This window comes from Rahnella perminowiae (genome assembly GCF_019049755.1).
GTDB lineage: Bacteria > Pseudomonadota > Gammaproteobacteria > Enterobacterales > Enterobacteriaceae > Rahnella > Rahnella perminowiae.
The window spans coordinates 1-22,274 of the sequence record NZ_JAFMOS010000634.1; the positions used below are offsets into that span (position 1 = coordinate 1).

At 51.0% G+C, this 22,274-nt stretch carries 18 protein-coding genes; 10 read left to right on the plus strand and 8 right to left on the minus strand.

All coding sequences use genetic code 11. From position 1 onward, the window contains the following. From aceF to pdhR, 3 genes are all read right to left on the minus strand, one after another. A partial coding sequence (gene aceF, locus J1785_RS23620; protein ID WP_129991322.1) for a pyruvate dehydrogenase complex dihydrolipoyllysine-residue acetyltransferase occupies positions 1-1,895 on the minus strand: 1,895 nt, incomplete at its 3' end. Between the two features lie 13 nt (positions 1,896-1,908). Further along, positions 1,909-4,572, minus strand: coding sequence for a pyruvate dehydrogenase (acetyl-transferring), homodimeric type (aceE, locus tag J1785_RS23625; protein WP_129953178.1), 2,664 nt, complete (start codon positions 4,570-4,572; stop codon positions 1,909-1,911). Positions 4,573-4,735: 163 nt separating this feature from the next. Then, positions 4,736-5,506 carry a pyruvate dehydrogenase complex transcriptional repressor PdhR gene (gene pdhR, locus J1785_RS23630; protein WP_013576986.1) on the minus strand — a complete coding sequence of 257 codons (771 nt, stop codon included), beginning with the start codon at positions 5,504-5,506 and terminating at the stop codon, positions 4,736-4,738. Positions 5,507-5,934: 428 nt separating this feature from the next. Between pdhR and aroP the strand changes: the two genes are divergently transcribed. From aroP to J1785_RS23645, 3 genes are all read left to right on the plus strand, one after another. After that, entirely contained in the window at positions 5,935-7,305 is a 1,371-nt protein-coding gene (aroP, locus tag J1785_RS23635) for an aromatic amino acid transporter AroP (protein WP_217220913.1), read from the plus strand. 294 nt (positions 7,306-7,599) lie between these two features. Next, positions 7,600-9,042: an MFS transporter gene (locus J1785_RS23640; protein ID WP_217139499.1), complete on the plus strand. Its 1,443-nt coding sequence runs from the start codon at positions 7,600-7,602 to the stop codon at positions 9,040-9,042. After that, complete coding sequence (locus J1785_RS23645) at positions 9,035-10,009, plus strand: glycoside hydrolase family 43 protein (RefSeq protein WP_129953181.1); 975 nt, start codon at positions 9,035-9,037, stop codon at positions 10,007-10,009. The genes J1785_RS23640 and J1785_RS23645 overlap by 8 nt, the downstream gene beginning before the upstream one ends. Positions 10,010-10,094: 85 nt before the next feature. On the opposite strand, the gene ampE is transcribed toward J1785_RS23645, so the two are convergent. Then, complete coding sequence (ampE, locus tag J1785_RS23650; RefSeq protein ID WP_129953182.1) at positions 10,095-10,949, minus strand: beta-lactamase regulator AmpE; 855 nt, start codon at positions 10,947-10,949, stop codon at positions 10,095-10,097. A 59-nt stretch (positions 10,950-11,008) separates the two neighbouring features. Then, the gene (ampD, locus tag J1785_RS23655; protein WP_129991320.1) at positions 11,009-11,581 is read right to left on the minus strand and encodes a 1,6-anhydro-N-acetylmuramyl-L-alanine amidase AmpD; all 573 of its coding nucleotides are present in this window, start codon (positions 11,579-11,581) and stop codon (positions 11,009-11,011) included. Between the two features lie 94 nt (positions 11,582-11,675). On the opposite strand from ampD, the gene nadC reads away from it, so the two are divergent. The 4 genes from nadC to hofC all read left to right on the plus strand — a co-directional run bounded on the left by nadC (position 11,676) and on the right by hofC (position 16,020). Then, entirely contained in the window at positions 11,676-12,569 is an 894-nt protein-coding gene (gene nadC / locus J1785_RS23660; RefSeq protein WP_129991319.1) for a carboxylating nicotinate-nucleotide diphosphorylase, read from the plus strand. Between the two features lie 291 nt (positions 12,570-12,860). Beyond that, positions 12,861-13,307 (plus strand): prepilin peptidase-dependent pilin, encoded by a 447-nt coding sequence (gene ppdD / locus J1785_RS23665; RefSeq protein WP_129953185.1) that lies wholly within the window; start codon positions 12,861-12,863, stop codon positions 13,305-13,307. Further along, positions 13,307-14,803, plus strand: a complete 1,497-nt coding sequence (gene gspE, locus J1785_RS23670; protein WP_217220914.1) for a type II secretion system protein GspE — start codon at positions 13,307-13,309, stop codon at positions 14,801-14,803. Before ppdD ends, gspE begins: the two co-directional genes overlap by 1 nt. Continuing rightward, positions 14,800-16,020 carry a protein transport protein HofC gene (gene hofC / locus J1785_RS23675; RefSeq protein WP_129953187.1) on the plus strand — a complete coding sequence of 407 codons (1,221 nt, stop codon included), beginning with the start codon at positions 14,800-14,802 and terminating at the stop codon, positions 16,018-16,020. Before gspE ends, hofC begins: the two co-directional genes overlap by 4 nt. A gap of 64 nt (positions 16,021-16,084) precedes the next feature. On the opposite strand, the gene J1785_RS23680 is transcribed toward hofC, so the two are convergent. Then, positions 16,085-17,128 (minus strand): GMP reductase, encoded by a 1,044-nt coding sequence (locus J1785_RS23680; RefSeq protein ID WP_217139501.1) that lies wholly within the window; start codon positions 17,126-17,128, stop codon positions 16,085-16,087. Positions 17,129-17,370: 242 nt separating this feature from the next. Between J1785_RS23680 and coaE the strand changes: the two genes are divergently transcribed. The 3 genes from coaE to yacG are packed head-to-tail and all read left to right on the plus strand — an operon-like array spanning position 17,371 to position 18,952. Beyond that, complete coding sequence (coaE, locus tag J1785_RS23685; protein ID WP_129991316.1) at positions 17,371-17,967, plus strand: dephospho-CoA kinase; 597 nt, start codon at positions 17,371-17,373, stop codon at positions 17,965-17,967. A 25-nt stretch (positions 17,968-17,992) separates the two neighbouring features. Beyond that, the gene (gene zapD, locus J1785_RS23690; RefSeq protein WP_129953190.1) at positions 17,993-18,745 is read left to right on the plus strand and encodes a cell division protein ZapD; all 753 of its coding nucleotides are present in this window, start codon (positions 17,993-17,995) and stop codon (positions 18,743-18,745) included. Positions 18,746-18,754: 9 nt separating this feature from the next. Further along, positions 18,755-18,952, plus strand: a complete 198-nt coding sequence (gene yacG, locus J1785_RS23695) for a DNA gyrase inhibitor YacG (protein ID WP_013576999.1) — start codon at positions 18,755-18,757, stop codon at positions 18,950-18,952. An 80-nt stretch (positions 18,953-19,032) separates the two neighbouring features. On the opposite strand, the gene mutT is transcribed toward yacG, so the two are convergent. Both mutT and secA read right to left on the minus strand, forming a co-directional pair. Continuing rightward, a complete protein-coding gene (mutT, locus tag J1785_RS23700) occupies positions 19,033-19,434 on the minus strand; it encodes an 8-oxo-dGTP diphosphatase MutT (protein ID WP_129953191.1) in 402 nt (133 codons plus the stop codon). Positions 19,435-19,547: 113 nt separating this feature from the next. Then, complete coding sequence (gene secA / locus J1785_RS23705) at positions 19,548-22,265, minus strand: preprotein translocase subunit SecA (RefSeq protein ID WP_129953192.1); 2,718 nt, start codon at positions 22,263-22,265, stop codon at positions 19,548-19,550. Between the last annotated feature and the right edge of the window lie 9 nt (positions 22,266-22,274).

Genomic DNA, 22,274 nt, shown 5'->3' on the forward strand with positions numbered 1-22,274 from the left:
TACATCACCAGACGGCGAATGTCAGACAACACGTTGTTGATGATGGTAATGAAGCGCGCACCATCGGCCCCGTCAATCACACGGTGGTCGAAGGAGAGCGACATTGGCATCATCAGACGCGGTGTGAACTCTTTACCGTTCCAGACTGGCTCAATGGCAGACTTGGAGACACCCAGGATAGCCACTTCCGGCGCATTAACGATTGGCGCGAAATGGGTCGTCCCGATACCGCCGAGGCTGGAGATGGTGAAGCAACCGCCCTGCATTTCACCGGCAGTCAGCTTACCGTCACGGGCTTTCTTGGAGATCGCCATCAGCTCACGGGACAACTCGGCGATGCCTTTTTTGTTCACGTCTTTGAAGACCGGAACAACCAGACCGTTTGGCGTATCGACCGCCACACCGATGTTGATGTATTTTTTCAGCGTCAGTTTCTGACCATCTTCGGACAGAGAACTGTTGAAGCGTGGCATCTGCTCAAGCGCAGCCGCAACGGCTTTCATGATGAAGACCACCGGCGTGAATTTCACGTCCAGTTTGCGTTTAGCGGCTTCATCGTTCTGCTGTTTACGGAACGCTTCCAGCTCAGTGATATCGGTTTTGTCGAAATGCGTAACATGCGGGATCATCACCCAGTTACGGCTCAGGTTCGCACCAGAGATTTTCTGGATACGGCCCAGTTCGACTTCTTCAATTTCACCGAATTTGCTGAAGTCCACTTTCGGCCAAGGCAACATGCCAGGAAGACCGCCACCCGTTGCTGCTGCCGGCGCGGCTTCAGCACGTTTGACCGCGTCTTTCACGTAAGTCTGAACGTCTTCGCGCAGGATACGGCCCTTACGGCCGGTCCCTTTGACTTTCGCCAGGTTAACGCCGAACTCACGGGCCAGACGGCGGATAACCGGCGTGGCGTGAACATAAGCATCGTTCTCAGCGAACTCGCCTTTGCTCTCTGCTTTAACAGCAGGTGCAGCGGCTTTTTGTTCCTGTTTCGCCGGGGCAGCCGCTTCTTCTTTCTTAGCCGCCGGAGCAGCAGGCGCAGCGCCTTCTACTTCAAAGACCATGATCAGAGAACCGGTGCTGACTTTATCGCCCGCCGCGATTTTGATTTCTTTCACCGTGCCCGCGAACGGTGCCGGGACTTCCATTGAGGCTTTGTCGCCTTCAACGGTGATCAGTGACTGTTCAGCACTGATTTTGTCGCCGACTTTCACCATGATTTCAGTGACTTCCACTTCGTCGCCACCGATATCAGGTACATTCACTTCTTTGCTGCCGGACTGAGCCGGAGCCGCAGGTGCCGCGTCTGATTTGGTTTCTGCAGCAGCGGCAGGTGCGGCTGCACCCGAGCCTGCCACGTCGAAGACCATGATCAGAGAGCCGGTGCTGACTTTATCGCCCGCAGCGATTTTGATCTCTTTTACTTTACCCGCGAACGGTGCAGGGACTTCCATAGAAGCTTTATCGCCTTCTACGGTGATCAGCGATTGTTCCGCTTCGACTGTGTCACCCACTTTCACCATGATTTCAGTGACTTCTACTTCATCGCCACCGATATCAGGCACGTTCACTTCTTTGCTTTCGCTGGAAGCAGGTGCGGCGGCAGGCGCTTTCTCTTCTGCTTTGGCTTCCTGTTTCGCAGGTGCCGCATCAGCAGCACCATCAGCGGCGTCGAAGATCATGATCAGTTTGCCGGTTTCAACGGTATCGCCAACCGCAACTTTAATTTCTTTGACCACGCCAGCCTGTGGAGAAGGCACTTCCATAGAAGCTTTATCGCCCTCAACGGTGATCAGCGATTGTTCAGCTTCAACTTTATCGCCCACCTTCACCATGATTTCGGTGACTTCCACTGCATCTGCACCGATATCCGGTACGTTAATTTCAATAGCCATCTGTCTTTACCTCTTATGCCAGACGCGGGTTAACTTTTTCTGGATTGATATCGAATTTCTTAATGGCTTCAGCCACTACAGACGTTTCGATTTCGCCGCGTTTAGCCAATTCACCCAGCGCAGCAACCACAACGTACGATGCATCCACTTCGAAGTGGTGACGCAGGTTTTCGCGGCTGTCTGAACGACCGAAGCCATCCGTACCCAGAACGCGATAATCACTGGCCGGAACGTATGTACGAACCTGTTCAGCAAACAGTTTCATGTAGTCAGTTGACGCTACCGCTGGCGCATCGCTCATTACCTGGGCGATGTACGGAACGCGTGGTGTTTCGGTTGGATGCAGCATATTCCAGCGCTCACAATCCTGACCGTCGCGGGCCAGTTCAGTGAAGGAGGTCACGCTGTAAACGTCAGAACCTACGCCGTAATCTTTGGACAGGATCTCAGCGGCTTCACGTACGTGACGCAGGATAGAACCTGAGCCCAGCAACTGCACTTTACCTTTGCTACCTTCCAGCGTATCTAACTTGTAGATACCCTTACGGATGCCTTCTTCCGCGCCTTCCGGCATGGCTGGCATGTGGTAGTTTTCGTTCAGCGTGGTGATGTAATAATAAATGTTTTCCTGCGCTTCACCGTACATACGTACCAGACCATCATGCATGATGACAGCCACTTCGTAAGCGTAAGACGGGTCGTAAGAAATACAGTTAGGGATAGTCAGAGACTGAATGTGGCTGTGGCCATCTTCATGCTGCAGACCTTCACCGTTGAGGGTAGTACGACCCGAAGTACCGCCGATCAGGAAGCCACGCGCCTGTTGGTCACCCGCTGCCCAGCACAGGTCGCCGATACGCTGGAAACCAAACATAGAGTAGTAGATGTAGAACGGGATCATTGGCAGATCGTTGGTGCTGTAAGACGTCGCTGCGGCCAGCCATGAAGACGCGGCACCCAGTTCGTTGATACCTTCCTGCAGGATCTGACCTTTCTCGTCTTCTTTATAGTAAGCAACCTGCTCACGGTCCTGCGGGGTGTATTGCTGACCGTTCGGGCTGTAAATACCAATCTGACGGAACAGACCTTCCATACCGAATGTACGCGCTTCGTCGGCGATGATCGGGACCAGACGGTCTTTAATGGAGTCGTTTTTCAGCATCACGTTCAGGGCACGGACGAAAGCGATAGTGGTAGAGATCTCTTTCTTCTGCTCTTCCAGCAGTGGTGAGAAGTCTTCCAGTTTCGGCATTTCCAGCTTCTGCGTGAAGTTTGGCAGACGAGTCGGCAGGTAGCCTTTCAGCGCAGCACGACGCTCATGCAGGTATTTGTATTCTGCAGAGTCTTTTTCCAGCGTGATGTACGGCAGTTTTTCCAGATTTTCATCGGTGACTGGCACACTGAAACGATCACGGATATAGCGCACGCCATCCATGTTCATTTTCTTCACCTGGTGAGCAATGTTTTTACCTTCGGCAGCGTCGCCCATGCCATAACCTTTAATGGTATGCGCAAGGATAACGGTCGGCTGGCCTTTGGTATTCTGTGCTTTGTTCAGTGCAGCGAAAACTTTCTTCGGATCATGACCACCACGGTTCAGTGCCCAGATTTCGTCGTCGGTCATGTCTTTGACCAGCGCCGCAGTTTCAGGGTATTTACCGAAGAAATGGTCACGAACGTATTTACCGTCGCGGGACTTGAAGGTCTGATAGTCGCCATCAACGGTTTCGTTCATCAGCTGGATCAGTTTACCGCTGGTGTCTTTACGCAGCAGTTCATCCCAACGGTTGCCCCAGATCACTTTAATCACGTTCCAGCCAGCGCCTGAGAAGATGCCGTCAAGTTCGTTGATGATTTTACCGTTGCCGGTTACCGGGCCATCAAGACGCTGTAAGTTACAGTTGATGATGAAGCACAGGTTATCCAGTTTCTCACGGGTCGCGATGGTGATCGCACCTTTGGATTCTGGTTCGTCCATTTCACCGTCGCCCAGGAATGCGTAAACGCGCTGTGCGGAGGTATCTTTCAGGCCACGGTGTTCCAGATATTTCAGGAATTTAGCCTGGTAGATGGCACCAATCGGGCCCAACCCCATCGATACCGTCGGGAACTGCCAGAATTCAGGCATCAGTTTAGGGTGCGGATAAGAAGACAGACCTTTACCGTGAACTTCCTGACGGAAATTGTTCATCTGCTCTTCAGTCAGACGGCCTTCAAGGAAAGCACGTGCGTATACGCCCGGGGAGATGTGGCCCTGGAAGTACACCAGATCGCCGCCGTCTTTTTCGTTGCGCGCACGGAAGAAGTGGTTGAAGCACACTTCGTACACGGTCGCAGAAGACTGGAAGGACGCCATGTGGCCGCCGAGTTCCAGGTCTTTCTTGGACGCACGCAGAACGGTCATGATGGCGTTCCAGCGGATAGCGGTACGAATGTTACGTTCCAGCTCCAGGTTACCCGGGTATTCAGGTTCGTCTTCAACAGCGATGGTATTGACGTAGTTACGGCTGGCTGCGCCAGCAGCGACGCTTACGCCGCCCTTGCGCGCTTCACTGAGAACCTGATCGATCAGGAACTGTGCACGCTCAACACCTTCTTCACGGATGACCGATTCGATCGCTTGTAGCCAGTCGCGAGTTTCGATCGGATCCACGTCATTATTTACACGTTCTGACATGGTGCTTTTCCTTATCTGTCTCTAATACGTTGGTTTATCTGGAGCCTGTCTTCCTGCACTCTTTCAAAAACGCGCTTCGCCGCTAAGAGAGCGCACGAAGACAGGCCCGTCATGTAGTTGCCGTGAGCCCTCAAATGAGGGCTCTAAAAATTAACCCTGATGGTTAACTTTCATCTTTTCGTTGCTGGAGTCGTCGTAAAGACCGATCCCGCCGGGTGTGTTCCCTGCTGAGATCCAGCAAAACTTCTTCAATGAACGCCAGGTGACGGTGAGATGCGGCACGCGCTATTTCTGGTTCCCGTGCAACAATCGCCTCGAAAATACTGGCGCGGTGGTTGCTTACTGTCGCCAGCATTTCCCGGCGTGAGTAAAGCAATTCAAAGTTCTGTCGAACATTCTTCTCGAGCATTGGCCCCATACAGCGGACCAGGTGCAACAGCACCACATTATGGGCTGCTTCTGTTACAGCGACCTGATACTGCATAACCGCATCGGCTTCTGCATCCAGATCTCCGCTGTCTTGTGCGGTCTGAATAACCACATGACAATCGCGAATGCGCTGCAGATCTTCCTCTGTGCCACGAAGCGCCGCGTAATACGCAGCGATCCCTTCAAGGGCATGTCGTGTTTCAAGGAGATCGAATTGTGATTCAGGATGGTCGGCCAGTAACTCGGCCAGCGGATCACTCACGCTTTGCCACAGGTTACTTTGTACGAAAGTGCCACCACCCTGACGGCGCAGGAGTAGCCCCTTCCCTTCCAGGCTTTGGATTGCCTCTCTGAGAGAAGGTCGCGATACATCAAACTGTTTGGCCAGTTCGCGCTCTGGCGGAAGCTTTTCCCCAGGCCTCAAGGTGCCTTCGAGGATCAGAAACTCAAGTTGCTGCTCGATCACATCGGATAACTTAGGCTGTCGGATTTTGCTGTAAGCCATATATGTGCGGTTCTCTGCGAGTAGCGACTCTGTAAGTTGCCGGAGTCAATTGGTAATACCAATTTAAAAAACGTGGCCGTAAAGTAACAAAGTATTCACCTTGTGTCCATATGGCTACCCAGTAAATGCGTCGACCCCGCACATTTTAACAAATTTTTATCATTTATCGTTTTTACGCTGCGTGAGATCTCATTTTAGAGATCCAGAACAAATTTCCGGTCAATTTGATTATTTGTTATGCGGATGGCGCATAAACCCCGTGCAAACTTTTCCGCATAACATTATTCTTGCCCGAACGGTAGATGATCCTGATTTTTAGGCTCAATCCAGCCGTAAATAATTAGATACAAAAAGTGTAATTATCGCCTTACATTCTCTCTAACACACAGAATGTTATGGGTTTTGCCCCTATGACAGAGGACAGGTAAATGGTTGATCAACAACAAGGCGATGAGCTGAAGCGCGGCCTCAAAAACCGTCATATTCAGTTGATTGCATTAGGCGGGGCCGTCGGTACAGGGCTGTTTCTGGGCAGCGCTTCCGTTATTCAGTCCGCAGGACCGGGGATTATTCTCGGTTATGCCATCGCAGGCTTTATCGCATTCTTAATTATGCGCCAGTTGGGTGAAATGGTGGTTGAAGAGCCGGTTGCCGGTTCATTCAGTCATTTTGCCTATAAATACTGGGGCGGATTTGCCGGGTTTGCTTCCGGCTGGAATTACTGGGTGCTGTACGTTCTGGTCGCGATGGCCGAACTGACAGCCGTGGGTAAATATATTCAATTCTGGTGGCCGGAAATCCCGACATGGGCTTCTGCCGCAGTATTCTTCGTGCTGATCAACGCCATCAATCTTACTAACGTTAAAGTGTTTGGTGAGATGGAGTTCTGGTTTGCGATCATCAAAGTGGTTGCCGTGGTGGCGATGATTCTGTTCGGCGGCTGGCTGCTGTTCAGCGATACGGCAGGCCCGCAGGCAACAGTACGTAACCTTTGGGAGCAAGGCGGTTTCCTGCCTCACGGCATGACCGGGCTTGTGATGATGATGGCGATCATCATGTTTTCCTTTGGTGGCCTGGAACTGGTCGGGATTACTGCTGCTGAAGCGGATAATCCGGAAGTCAGCATCCCTAAAGCGACCAATCAGGTTATCTACCGCATCCTGATTTTCTATGTAGGCTCACTGGCTGTACTGCTTTCGCTGATGCCATGGACCCGTGTCGGACCGGATACCAGCCCGTTTGTGCTGATCTTCCATGACCTGGGGGATGCACTGGTGGCCAACGCCCTGAACGTGGTGATCCTGACAGCCGCGCTGTCGGTTTATAACAGCTGTGTTTACTGTAACAGCCGCATGCTGTTTGGCCTGGCTCAGCAAGGCAACGCACCTAAGGCATTGCTCAATGTCGATAAACGCGGCGTTCCGGTGGCTTCCATCCTCGTTTCTGCTGCCACCACAGCGCTGTGTGTTCTGATCAACTATCTGATGCCGGGTGAGGCGTTTGGCTTGCTGATGGCCCTGGTGGTGTCTGCACTGGTGATCAACTGGGCAATGATCAGCCTTGCGCACATGAAATTCCGTCAGGCGAAACGTCGTGAAGGCGTGGAACCTAAGTTCAAAGCGCTGCTGTATCCGCTGGGTAACTATATCTGCCTGCTGTTTATGGCAGCAATTCTGGTGATCATGGCTATCACGCCAGGCATGGCGATCTCCGTGTGGCTGATCCCTGTGTGGCTGGTGGTGCTGGGCATCGGTTACTGGATCAAAAATCAGCAAAGCGGGAAATCCGTTAACGCTTAAGTTAAATAGTTAAGAGATACCCAAAATAATTCGAGTTGCAGGAAGGCGGCAGGCAAGAGAACCCGATGAACTTACTCTGGTAAGTGATTCGGGTGAAAGATGGTAGCCAACGCACCTGCAGCTCGAAGTATGATGGGTATTTGTTATCTGGCTCACATTTCCTCCCGTATGACTAAAATGTCCATCTTCATGACTCTTACCTCCTGACCACTCTGTCTCACTCCGACCAATACTCTGAGCTATCAAACAGTTTTTTAACAAAATCCTTTTATCCAATAGCCGGAGTGAACATCCATGAAGGAAGGCGCACTGTCGTTTAAAGAGAAAGTAGCGTACGGAATGGGGGATGCGGGCTGCAATATGATTGGCGGCGCCATCATGCTGTTTCTTAATTATTTTTACACCGATGTTTTCGGTTTAGCCCCCGCGCTGGTGGGGATATTGCTGTTGTCGGTGCGTGTTATCGACGCGGTAACCGACCCGATAATGGGGGCGATCGCTGACCGTACCACCACCCGCTGGGGACGTTTCCGCCCGTATTTGTTGTGGGTTTCAGTGCCGTATGTACTGTTCAGCGTGCTGATGTTCACTACACCGGAATGGAGTTACAACAGCAAAGTTATCTATGCCTTTGTCACTTACTTCCTGATGTCACTGACTTACACGGCCATCAACATTCCTTATTGCTCGCTCGGTGGCGTCATTACTGCCGACCCGCATGAGCGTGTTGCCTGTCAGTCTTACCGCTTCTTTATGGTAGGGATCGCGACACTGATCCTCTCTTCCACCTTGCTGCCGATGGCCGATTTTTTCGGTGGCGCAGACAAAGCCAAGGGCTACCAGATGTCGATGGGCGTGATGGCGATCATCGCGCTGTTCATGTTCCTGTTCTGCTTCAGCTCGGTAAAAGAACGGATCCAGCCCGCAGTACCGTCAAAACATGCCTTAAAATCTGACCTGAAAGATGTGTGGAAAAACGACCAGTGGGTACGCATCCTGCTGCTGACGTTCTGCAACGTGTGTCCGGGCTTCATCCGTATGGCCGCCACCATGTATTACGTTACCTGGGTGATGGAAAAATCCACTTCATTTGCCAGTATGTTTATCAGCCTCGGCGTAGTGGGCATGATGATCGGCAGCGCGCTGGCAAAACCACTGACAGATAAATACTGCAAACTGAAAGTGTTCTTCTGGGCCAACATCATCCTGACCATTTTCTCCTGCGGATTCTATTTCCTCGACCCGCACGCCACGACACTTATTCTGGTGGCGTACTTTATCCTCAACATCATGCACCAACTCCCTTCCCCGCTACACTGGTCGCTGATGGCTGACGTTGACGATTACGGCGAATGGAAAACTGGCAAGCGCGTCACCGGCATCAGCTTCTCCGGTAATCTGTTCTTCCTGAAATGCGGACTGGCGGTAGCAGGCGCGATGGTCGGCTTCCTGCTCTCTGCGTACGGCTACAATGCCGGCGCAACACAGCAAAGCGACCATGCCATTAACGGCATTATGTTGTTATTCACTGTCATTCCGGGCGTGGGTTATTTCATTACCGCCGGTGTTGTACGTCTGCTGAAAGTTGACCGCGAAACCATGCGTACCATTCAGGCAGATCTGGAGATTCGCCGCCGTAATTACCGCGAACTGAATGAATATCATGACGCGAAAAATACACAAGACGCAGAAATAATCAGCGTCCCCCTGACCAGCAAGGAGCTGAAACATGAGTAATTACCCCAACCCGCTGATTGAGCAACGTGCCGATCCGCATATCTGGCTGCACAGCGACGGAAACTATTACTTTATCGCATCAGTACCTGAATATGACCGGCTGGAGATCCGCCGCTCGTCAACGCTGACAGGGCTTGCTCAAGCTCCGGCTACCCTCGTCTGGCACAAGCCAGATACCGGCCCGATGAGTGCGCTGATCTGGGCACCGGAGTTGCATTTCATCGACGGACAATGGGTCATTTACTATGCGGCCGCCCCGTCACAAGAAATTGTCGATGGCTTATTCCAGCACAGAATGTATGCGCTGGTTTGTGAGGATGCTGATCCGCTCAGCGGAACCTGGCAGGAGAAAGGTCAGATCCAGACCCCGATTGACAGTTTTTCGCTCGATGCCACTCATTTTGAGCATCAGGGCAAAAGCTATTATCTGTGGGCTCAAAAAGACCCAACAATTCGCGGAAACTCCAATTTATATCTGGCTGAAATGGAAAACCCGTGGACGCTGAAATCACCGCCCGTCATGCTCAGTAAGCCTGAACTGGACTGGGAAACTATCGGTTTTTGGGTTAACGAAGGGCCGGCCGTGATCAAACATGGTGATAAAATTTTCATCACCTATTCCGCCAGCGCTACCGACGAAAATTACTGTATCGGCCTTCTTACCGCAGATATCAACAGCAACCTGATGGATCCGGCGAGCTGGCATAAATCCCAGCGTCCGGTATTCAGTACTCAGGCGCAGAACCGGCAGTTCGGCCCTGGTCATAACAGCTTCACCCGTAATGAACAGGGCGAAGATGTGCTGGTGTATCACGCCCGCAATTACACCGAAATTGAGGGTGATCCGCTGTACGACCCGAACCGACATACGCGCATTAAAACCTTCCGCTGGGACGAGAATGGCATGCCCGATTTCGGAGAACCCGCCGCCGATAACCGTCCGCTGACGTTACAAAAACAGCACTGACAAAAAGCAAAAAGCCCGGACCATGAAAATGTACCGGGCTTTTTTAATGCGCTAAGCGTCACAAAATAGTGGATGGCAAAATGCGCTAAATCAGGGTGCCATAAATCGTCAGCAGTGCCACAACCACCAGAATGATCATCGTCACTTTACGTGCGAGACTCACGGCCGCACGAGGCGTCTGTACCGGATCAGTATGCGGGTCACGCGCCAGAGAGAACTGCGCCAGCCGTGTTAAGACCTGATATTGTGAGGAATGAATATCGCCTAACGAAGCAAACCAGGCCGGTAAGGCTTTTTCCCCGTGACCAAGCAATGCATAAGCAACGCCAGCCAGACGAACCGGGATCCAGTCGAGAATATGCAGCAGTGCATCCACCCCGGACTGGGAACGTTTCAGTGGTGGCATGTGACGCGCCAGCCAGGTCTGATAACCCCGCAATACGGCATAACCGCCCAACGCTATCGGTCCGTAAGGCCCGCAGACCACGAACCAGAACAACGGCCCGAGATAGTAGCGGTAGTTGATCCAGAGAAGTGCATTTTGCAGCTCTCTCAGACGGGCTTCTTCACTGCAATCTGTTGGCAGCCCATGGATCAAGGCCAGCTCTTCTGCCATTTCCTTACAGGCATCGACATCACCCTGACGGGCTGACTTAAGGTAGGCACGGTAATGCTTGCGCTTGATGCCAGCGCCAATGCACAGCAGGCATAAAATCACCCATAAGATCAGCGTTGGCACACCGAAGAAGAGCCCCTGCACAGCACGCAATACTCCCCCGATTATCACCATCCAGATAATCATGATGGCCAGGGTTTTAGCCAGAGAAGCCTGCCGGCCGCGGCGAAAAATCACCTCAAACCGATGATCCAACTGCCAGTGTTCACCCAGTTTGAATAAGCGTTCCCAAGCCAGCACCAGAAGCAAAGTAAATAACGTCATCGATTGTCACTCTCTCTTAATACATTACCCATGTAAAACAGATACCGAAGCCCGGTTAATTACCGGTCAGAAAGATCATTCTGCCCTACCGGCAACGCTAGCAGCTTGCGATAAAATGCCCAGTCGAATTCAGGGCCGGGATCGGTCTTACGCCCGGGAGCAATATCACTGTGTCCGGTAATGGCATCGGGACTGATAGGATAATGCTTAATTAACAACTCAGTAACAGAAGCCAGACTGCGATATTGTGCATCAGTAAAGGGTTGAAAATCAGTCCCTTCCAGCTCAATACCAATCGAAAAGTCATTACAGCGCTCACGCCCCCGCCAGCTAGATATACCGGCATGCCAGGCACGTTTATCAAACGGAACATATTGCACAATCTCGCCATCACGACGAATTAAACAATGCGCAGCAACGCGTAAATGGCTGATCCCTTCAAAATAAGGATCATCCAGTGGATTCAGCGTGCCGGTAAACAATTGATCAATATAAGGACCGCCAAATTTTCCAGGCGGCAAACTGATGTTATGGATCACCAGCAATGAGGGTATTTCATCTTCAGGACGGAGATCAAAATGGGGAGAAACGACCTGCCGGGCTTCAGTAATCCAGCCTTGTTTTAAGTGCATCAAAGACCTCAATGATGTGCTCGGGTGGTACTTATCACAGCAACAGGGTAGCATGTTTTTTTCTCCTTCTTATCCGCCATTTCGGAGTATTTGTATGTCTACCCGCAGCTACAGCCCTGAAAGTCGCCGCGCACAGTTACTCGAACGTATCCAGAATGATATTCCTTCTCTTGTTACTCAGGCTCTCGGTGAAGATCTGGGGGGCGAAGTCAATGCCAACAATGACTTAACAGCTCAGCTGTTGCCGCAAGATAAACAGGCTAACGCCACCATTATTACCCGCGAAGCTGGCATTTTCTGCGGTCAGGGCTGGTTGGACGAAGTCTTTACCCAACTGGCTGGCGATAAAATCACCGTCAGATGGCATGTTAAAGACGGCGATAACGTATCTGAAAACCAGACTTTATGTGAACTCTCAGGTTCCGCGCGCATGCTGCTGACCGGTGAACGTACCGCACTGAATTTTGTGCAGACCTTGTCCGGCGTGGCAACTGAGGTGAATCACTATGTGAAAATCCTTGAGGGCACCAAAACTCAGTTGCTCGATACCCGCAAAACCTTACCCGGCCTGCGTACAGCGCTGAAATATGCCGTGTTATGTGGCGGCGGAAGCAATCACCGCCTTGGTCTGGCTGATGCGTTTCTGATTAAGGAAAACCACATCATTGCCTGCGGCTCCATCAAAGCGGCCGTAGAGCGTGCCTTATGGATCCACGCGGAGGTGCCCGTTGAAGTAGAAGTCGAATCCATCGATGAACTTCAGCAGGCGTTGGATGCAGGTGCTGATATTATTATGTTGGATAATTTCACCGTGCCGATGATGCGCGAAGGCGTTATTCTGACCGCAGGCCGTGCGCTGCTTGAAGTGTCCGGTAACGTGACGGCAACAACGCTACGCGAATTCGCGGAAACCGGCGTGGATTACATTTCTGTCGGTGCGCTGACCAAGCATGTCAGAGCCATGGATCTTTCCATGCGCTTCAGCTAATCATTTCGCTGTTGCCCCCGGATTCCTTTTCAGGGGCAACACGACGTCTTTCGCTCTATTTCATCTTGCCGTACTACCCTCACATTCTCTCCTTCTGACCACCATCACTTTTTTCATTTCATCTTTGTTGTTGCGAGTCCTCGCGCAAAAATTTTGACTGCCTTGCTGGCGGACATATTTATCCTGGAAGATATCGTGGAAAAGCCAGAAATGGCACTGGAGTCAGGTTTTTTCTCCGTTTAATTTGCTGCCTGAGAAACGACAACGCAGCCTTACGAAACGGAGAACGTCATGAACCGGCAACAAGGATTTACCCTCATTGAACTGATGGTGGTGATCGCGATTATTGCGATCCTCAGTGCCATCGGCATACCCGCGTACCAGAGCTATATCCAGAAAGCAGCCATGACAGACATGCTGCAAACCATGGTGCCCTACAAAACCGGTGTCGAACTGTGCGTCATAGATACGGGGGCGCTGACAAATTGCAACGCCGGTAGTCAGGGCATTCCGGCAACGACCACCAGTCGCTATGTCAGCCAGATCCAGGTTAATTCCGGTGTAATTTCACTGACCGGTCAGCAGGCACTGGATGGCCTCAGTGTTGTGATGACGCCGGTTCCGGATAACCAGGCGGGAGGTATTACATGGAGCAGAATCTGCAACAATGCCGGTAATACCTCGATGGTTGAAGCTTGCGAAAGCATTTTCCGCTTTGACACCACAGGAGCGCCATAATGAGCGATACCCCCCTGCGCCCAGAGTCTCCATCCATTAACGACCGCCTGCAAAGTGAAGCGTCACTTGAAGCATTGTGTCAGCGCTACAAAGCCGTTGTGTTGCATCGCGACCACCAGATGCTTCATGTTGCATGCCATGAAACAGAGGCAGATTCTGAGGCGTTAAGTCAGGTACTGCGCTTTGCCACCGGCTTAAAAGTGCAACTTGAACGCTGGCCACAAACGCGGCTGGAACAAGCTATGGAGCAAGGCAGTTCAGAAATAAAGGAAAATATCGCTGCAGAAAAACCGTTATCGCCCGCAGAAACGGATGAAAGCAATGAGCTGAATAATCAGAGTGATGCGCCAGTCATTAACATCCTCAATCAGATACTCAGACTGGCAATCACCCGCAGGGCATCTGATATACATTTTGAGCCCTACGAGCACAGTTTCCGGGTTCGTATGCGAATTGACGGAGTATTGCAGGAAGTGCCCGGTCCTGAATTTTCGATGGCAGCCGGGGTATGCGCGCGACTGAAGATTATGGGACAGCTGAATGTGGCTGAACGACGGCTACCACAAGATGGCCAGCTCTCAGTCATGCTGCAAAAGCAGAGATACTCCATGAGAGTATCTTCCCTGCCGACCCTGCACGGAGAGAAAATCGTGCTGCGCATTCTGCACATGACTCAGCAGGATCTCTCTATGTCGCAACTGGGTTTTACGCCACGAGACCTGGACTTTTTCAAAACCGCACTGAAGCATCCACAAGGTTTAATTCTGGTCACCGGCCCGACAGGCAGTGGAAAAACGGTAACGCTTTACAGCGGCCTTCGTCACCTGAATGCTATCTCCCGCAATATCTGCAGCGTGGAAGATCCGATTGAGATCCCGGTCAGTGGCATCAATCAGACGCAGATTAACAGCAAAACAGATCTTAGTTTTGCCAGCGTCCTGCGTGCCTTATTACGTCAGGATCCTGATGTCATTATGGTTGGCGAAATCAGAGACAAAGAAACAGCCGAAATCGCCGTAAAGGCAGCGCAAACCGGGCATCTGGTCCTCTCAACCCTCCACACTAATTCTACCTGCGAAACACTGACCCGCCTCCGACAGATGGGGATTGAAGGTTTCCATATTGCCGCCAGTTTGCGTCTTGTGATTGCCCAGCGGCTGGTACGAAAATTGTGCCCGCATTGCCGCAAACCGCACATGTCGCTGGTTGAAAAAAGTGCTGATGGCATAAGCGGCCACATACCTTTATGGCTGCCTGCAGGATGCCATCAATGCTTTTCAGGCTATTACGGGCGTACCGGTATTTATGAAACGCTGAACATAACCCCCATGTTACAGCAGGCACTGGTGGCAGAGGCCAATGTGCATGAGCTGAGTAAAATTGCCCGGGAACAAGGGCAAAAGACATTGCATGAGGCCGGTATGTTGCTGGTCGAACAGGGGATCACCTCACTTGAAGAACTATATCGTGTTACCGGTGAGGGGGAAGGGGCATGAAAACTGAGGGTGACACACCTCATTCCTGGCGACTCTATCGCTGGCAGGCTATCGACACACAGGGAAGTATTCAGCAAGATCACTGTATTGAGCTGGATAAGGCCAGAATTTATCCGCAGCTTTTTGCGGCCGGTTTGCAACCCCTTAAAATCACTATGAAACAACGACTGGGAAAGCGTTTCTGGAAAAATCAGGAACGTGTTGCGTTCATCAGGCAACTTGCAACGCTGCTACAAGCCGGGTTACCACTGGTGAATGGCCTGACCTTGCTGGCCAATGAACACCCGAAACCCGCGTGGCATTGTGTATTGTTAAATATCGCGAAAGGCGTTCGCGAAGGAAAACCGTTATCGGTCACACTGAATTATTATCCGGATGTTTTTCCAGATATTTACAGGCAGATAATTTCCATTGGTGAACTCACGGGACAACTGGACAAATGCTGTCTGCAACTGGCCGCTCAACAGGAACAACAGGCTGAACTAAGAAGCAAAGTGAAAAAAGCACTGCGGTATCCTCTGATTGTCAGCCTGATCGCGATAGTGGTCACGTTGCTCATGCTGACTTTAGTGTTGCCTGAGTTTGCCAAAATTTATGCTTCTTTTGATGCCGAACTCCCCTGGTTTACACGCATGCTGGTCGTTGCTTCTGATGCCATCCTCAACAGCGGCCCCTGGCTGGCGGGTATTTTGTCGCTTTTGTGTTTCGGCTACTGGCAGAAATTGCACCCGCTTAAGCATTGGAAACTACGCGAGCAGATGTTACTGCTCAGGCTACCTCTGACATCACGCCTGGTGACAGACAGTTGCCTCAGCCAGATATTTCAAACGCTGGCAATGACACAGCAGGCTGGAATGACGTTAATTGCCGGGCTCACAGCAGCATCTGCATCAATGTCTAATCTGCATTTTCAGGCTGCACTGAACCACATACGCGAGCACATCATGCAAGGAACGCCGCTGCATAAAGCTTTTGTCCAGTCGCCACTGTTCCCGACCTTATGTCATCAGCTGATAAAAATCGGTGAAGAATCAGGAGCGCTGGATGAGTTATTGCTGAAACTCGCACATCTGCATCGTGACAAAGCTAACTCGCTTGCGGACTCATTGTCACAAATGATTGAACCGATACTCATGGCTGTAATGGGAGTGATTGTTGGTGGACTGGTGATTGCGATGTATCTGCCCATTTTCCAACTGGGTTCGGTGATGGGGTAAACAGAGAGGTAAAAAACGGTGAAATAGCGGCGAAACATGTTTCGCCGCTATGACTGAATCGGGCTTATTTACTGCCAAACAGACGATTTTCCTGTTCCGCGACACGGATAAAGGTTGTTCGCTTGGTCAGTTCTTTCAGACGCTCTGCACCGACATAAGTACAGGCAGAACGCAATCCACCGAGAATGTCACGCACGGTGTTTTCAACCGGGCCACGCAAAGGCAATTTGACTGTTTTACCTTCTGCTGCGCGGTATTCAGCAACACCGCCAACGTGGCGTTTCATGGCAGACTCTGAACTCATGCCATAGAAGAGCATGAATTTTTCGCCATTCTCTTCAACGACGGTGCCTTCACATTCATCATGCGCAGCCAGCATGCCGCCAAGCATGACAAAATCAGCACCGCCACCGAACGCTTTTGCCACATCGCCAGGAACAGCACAACCGCCATCGCTGACAATCTGCCCGCCCAGACCATGAGCAGCGTCAGCACATTCAATAACAGCGGAAAGCTGCGGATATCCCACACCGGTTTTTACGCGAGTCGTACATACCGACCCCGGACCGATGCCGACTTTTACGATGTCCGCGCCAGAGAGAATAAGCTCCTCCACCATTTCACCGGTCACCACGTTGCCCGCGCAAATGACTTTATCCGGGCAGGCTTCGCGTACACGTCGCAGGAAATCTACAAAGTGCTCGGAATAACCGTTAGCAACATCCAGACAAACAAACTTCAGCAGAGGCGATAAAGCAAGAATTTGCAGGGTCTTAACGAAATCAGCTTCTGACGTCCCGGTTGATACCATGACATTACGCAGCACGGATTCATCGGAGGACGTCACGAAAGCCTGCCACTGTTCTACGGTATAATGTTTGTGTACAGCCGTAAGCAGGCCAAAAGACGCCAGTACGGCCGCCATGCGGAATGTGCCAACAGTGTCCATGTTCGCGGCAATAATCGGGGTGCCGGACCAGTTGAAACCTGAGTGTTTAAAAGTGAATGTGCGCTCCAGTTCAACTTCGGAACGACTTTTGAGGGTAGAACGTTTTGGGCGGATGAGTACGTCTTTAAAACCTAACTTCAAATCTTCTTCAATGCGCATGGCGTGTGAGTCCTGGTTTGGCGACGGGTCGCTAGGGTGCACGGCAAATTTTTACACACCCTTTCCAGTGGTTTTATCATACACAGGAAAATGACAACGGCAAGATGGCTTTTACAACCTCCATCACAGACTTTTGATTGTGCAGATTAATAATTTTTCTCATCAAAACCGGGAACACCACGGCTTGCACTTACTCATAATCTCTTTATCATTTACCTAACGAATTTTATCAGAGCACCAATATGAGCTATATCGTTGCATTGACCGGAGGTATCGGTAGTGGCAAAAGTACCGTTTCCGCAAGCTTCGCACACCACGGCGTAAGCATTGTCGATGCAGATGAGATTGCCCGTCAGGTTGTTGCACCCGGTGAACCCGCACTGGAAGAACTGCGTCAGCGATTTGGTGAAAGTATTATTTCCGCTGATGGCTCACTGAAACGTCCGGCGCTTCGTGAGCGAATTTTCAGCAATGCTGATGAAAAAGAATGGGTTAATAAATTATTACACCCCATTATTCATGCCAGAACACAATATTTGATTGCTGAGGCGCAGACGCCGTACGTACTCTGGGTCGTACCGCTGCTGATTGAAAATGGATTACAGACGCAAGCGAACCGCGTTCTGGTCGTGGATGTAGAACCCCATATTCAGCTTTCCCGGACGATGTCGCGCGATGGTATCAGCCGCCAGCAGGCTGAAAGTATTATTGCTGCGCAGATCAGCCGTGAAAAACGTCTGGCCTGCGCGGATGACATTATTGATAACAGCGGTGATCCGAAATTAATTGAACCGCGTGTTGCCCAATTACATCACCGCTACCTGCAACTTGCGGTGTGAGTAAACAGACAGGATATTGCCAAGCATGACTGATGTAGCTGCAACCGTTCTCTTTGAACATCCACTGAATGAGAAAATGCGTACCTGGCTTCGCATCGAGTTTTTATTGCAACAGATGCATTCCAACGCACAACTCACTGATATCGCCTCTGCTCTGCTATTTTTTCGCACCGCTGCAGATTTATTGGATGTGCTGGAACGTGGTGAAGTTCGCACCGATTTACTGAAAGAGCTTGAACGCCAGCAGCAAAAATTGTCTCAATGGAAAGATGTCCCGGGCGTTGATTTAGTCAGGATCGAAGGACTGCGCGCTGAGCTTAAGCAATGCGCATCGGTATTAATGAAAGCTCCACGCATAGGTCAAGCCCTGAAGGAGGATCGTCTGGTCGCGCTGGTTCGCCAACGTCTGAGTATCCCGGGCGGGTGCTGCAGCTTTGATTTGCCGACACTGCATATCTGGCTTCATCTGGCACAGTCACAACGTGATCGTGAAGTGCAAAACTGGCTCGAAACTCTGGCTCCGCTGAATAATTCGCTGATGATGGTACTGGATCTGATCCGTCAGTCTGGCGCGTTTCGTAATCAAATCAGTTTGAATGGATTTTTCCAGGACAACGCGGAAGGCGCAGATCTGTTACGATTACGGCTCTCGATGGAAAACCAGCTTTATCCGCAAGTATCCGGGCATAAAACCCGTTATGCCATTCGCTTTTTACCCCTCGACAGTGAACATGGCGTGGTTCCCGCGCGACTGAATTTTGAACTTGCCTGCTGCTAGGAGTTGCAAATGGACCCTGAAATTATTGAAGTAAATTGCCCGACCTGTCAGAAAATCGTGGTTTGGGGTGAACAAAGCCCTTACCGCCCTTTTTGTTCCAAGCGTTGTCAGCTCATTGATCTCGGCGAATGGGCCGATGAAGAGAAACGCATTCCAAGTAAGGGGGATGTGAATGATCTGGATGACTGGAGTGAAGAAGAGATTTAATCCGTACAGCATATAAAAAGGAGCTCCGGCCCCTTTTTATACGCTTTCGAATTGTGTATACCATTGAATTCCAGGCGTAATCAGTACTGATTATTCTTGAGGGCGGTAACAATCCCTTCATTGGCGGGAGGAAACTCCTCCTCTTTCAAACCGGCCTGCGCAACCCAGCGCTTCGGCTGCCCTTCTTTGCCATACGGCTCGCCCTGCCAGTCTTCTACCAGAAAAAAATAGAGCGTAATAATACGATCCGGAAACCGGTGCTCCAACGTTTTCAGCAACACAGGAGATTTAGCATCTATGCCGACCTCTTCCTGTAGCTCGCGAATAACGGCCTGTTCCGGTGTTTCGCCCGCTTCAATCTTACCGCCCGGAAACTCCCAGAACCCGGCCATATGTGATGATGCATCGCGCTGAGTGATAAAGATTTCTTTGCTGGCATTCCGGATAATGCCTGCTGCGATATTAAGTTGTTTAAGCGCCACAGTTCCACCTATCCGCTGACTACATTGACTGTTGTTATGAGGACTATTTAGCCAAAAATAAAGGCGGCAATTAAGCCGCCTTCAAGATTAACACGATGACTTAGCCGGAGATGTTACTTTTGCAGGCGGCCATGACATTGTTTGTATTTTTTACCGGAACCACACGGGCAGAGATCGTTACGGCCTACTTTGCGATCTCCGGAAGAAGCAAGTCGCGCTGCCTCAGCCACTTCGATTTCCTGCTGATCCTGATGGCTAAGCTGCTGCTGACGAGCCAGACGCTCAGCTTCTTCACGGCGCTGAATCTCCATCGCTTCCACTTCTTCAGGCATACGCACCTGGACTTTGCTTAGTACGCTGACCACTTCATATTTCAGGGATTCGAGCATGGCAGCAAACATCGCGAAGGATTCGCGTTTGTATTCCTGCTTAGGATCCTTCTGCGCATAGCCGCGTAAATGGATGCCCTGACGCAGGTAATCCATCGCCGCCAGGTGCTCTTTCCACAGTGAGTCCAGTGTCTGCAACATCACGCCTTTCTCGAAGTTACGCATCATTTCAGCGCCAACCACTTCTTCTTTACGGGCGTAAGATTCTTTCGCGATCTCCATGATACGTTCGCGCAGGGTTTCTTCGTGCAGTTCCGGCTCTTTATCCAGCCATTCAGAAATCGGCATTTCCAGCTCGAAATCATTCTTAAGGCGCTCTTCCAGACCTTTTACATCCCACATTTCTTCAAGGGATTGTGGCGGAATGTAACTGTCGATAGTGGCTTTGAATACATCTTCACGGATGCTGGCGATGGTTTCGCTCACATCAGACACGTCCAGTAATTCGTTACGCTGGCTATAGATCGCACGACGCTGATCGCTTGCCACATCATCGTATTCCAGCAATTGCTTACGGATATCGAAGTTACGGCTTTCAACTTTACGCTGAGCGTTAGCAATGGCTTTAGTGACCCATGGATGTTCAATCGCTTCGCCCGGTTTCATACCCAGTTTACGCATCATGCCTGACACGCGGTCAGAGGCGAAGATACGCATCAGGGCATCTTCCATAGACAGATAGAAACGGGATGAACCGGCGTCACCCTGACGACCCGCACGGCCGCGCAACTGGTTATCAATACGACGGGATTCATGACGCTCAGTACCAATAATGTGTAAACCACCTGCAGCCAGAACGGCGTCATGACGGATCTGCCATGCGGCTTTAATTTCAGCGATTTTCTCATCCGTTGCTTCTTCGCCCAGGTTTTCGACTTCAACCTGCCAGCTGCCGCCCAGCACGATATCTGTACCACGACCGGCCATATTGGTGGCGATGGTGACTGCACCTGGCTGACCCGCCTGAGCAACAATGTCTGCTTCTTTGGCATGGAACTTGGCGTTAAGGACGCTATGCGCAATGCCCGCCTTGGTCAGTTCGTTGGAAACAACTTCTGATTTTTCAATGGAAATAGTACCAACCAGAACAGGCTGACCTTTGGCAGTACACTGGCGGATATCTTCGATAATCGCGCCAATTTTTTCCATTTCGGTCATGTACACCAGGTCGGCCATATCTTTACGCACCATAGGGCGGTTCGTTGGCACAACAATGGTATCCAGTTTATAAATAGAGCTGAATTCGAACGCTTCGGTATCCGCAGTACCGGTCATGCCGGCCAGTTTTTCATACAGACGGAAGTAGTTCTGGAAGGTGATGGATGCCAGCGTCTGGTTTTCGTTTTGAATTTCAACGCCTTCTTTGGCTTCAACTGCCTGATGCAGACCGTCTGACCAGCGACGGCCTTGCATGGTACGACCGGTATGTTCGTCGACGATAATGACCTCGCCGTCTTTCACGATGTAATCAACATCGCGGGTAAACAGCACGTGCGCGCGTAATGCCGCCGTGACGTGGTGCATCAGCATGATATTAGTCGGGGAATACAGAGATTCGCCTTCATCCATAATGCCTGCATCTACCAACATTTCTTCGATCAAGACCAGGCCACGCTCGGTCAGGTGAACCTGGCGCGCTTTCTCATCAACAGAAAAATGTCCTTCACCCTGGAAGGTATCTGAATCTTCTTTTTCCTGACGGATCAGTTTAGGGATCAGTTTATCTACCCGCGTATACATTTCTGAGCTGTCTTCGGCCGGGCCGGAGATAATCAGCGGGGTACGTGCTTCATCAATCAGGATGGAGTCAACCTCATCCACCAGCGCATAGTGCAGTTTGCGTTGTACACGTTCTTCAGGGCTGAATGCCATATTGTCGCGCAGATAGTCAAAGCCGTATTCGTTGTTTGTACCGTAGGTGATGTCTGCAGCATAAGCAGCACGCTTCGCCGGAGAAGGCATACCTGGCAAGTTGATGCCGATGCTCAGGCCAAGGAATTCAAACAGCGGACGGTTATTTTCGGCGTCACGCTGTGCCAGATAATCATTGACGGTAACGACGTGAACGCCCTTGCCACTCAATGCGTTCAGGTAAGCTGGCAGGGTTGCGGTCAGCGTTTTACCTTCACCGGTACGCATTTCTGCGATGCAACGCTCGTTCAGCACCATACCGCCCAGCAGCTGCACATCGAAGTGACGCATACCGAATACACGTTTACTGGATTCACGGACAACCGCAAAGGCTTCCGGGATCAGGTTTTCCAGTACTTCACCTTTCGCCAGGCGCTCACGGAATTCGTTGGTTTTCGCCTGCAGTTGCTCATCGGTCAGCTTTTGGATTTCAGGTTCCATGCGGTTGATCAGGTCAACCACTTTACGCATACGGCGCAAAGTACGGTCGTTACGGCTACCAAAAACTTTGGTCAATAATTTGATTAACATAGTGCTTAA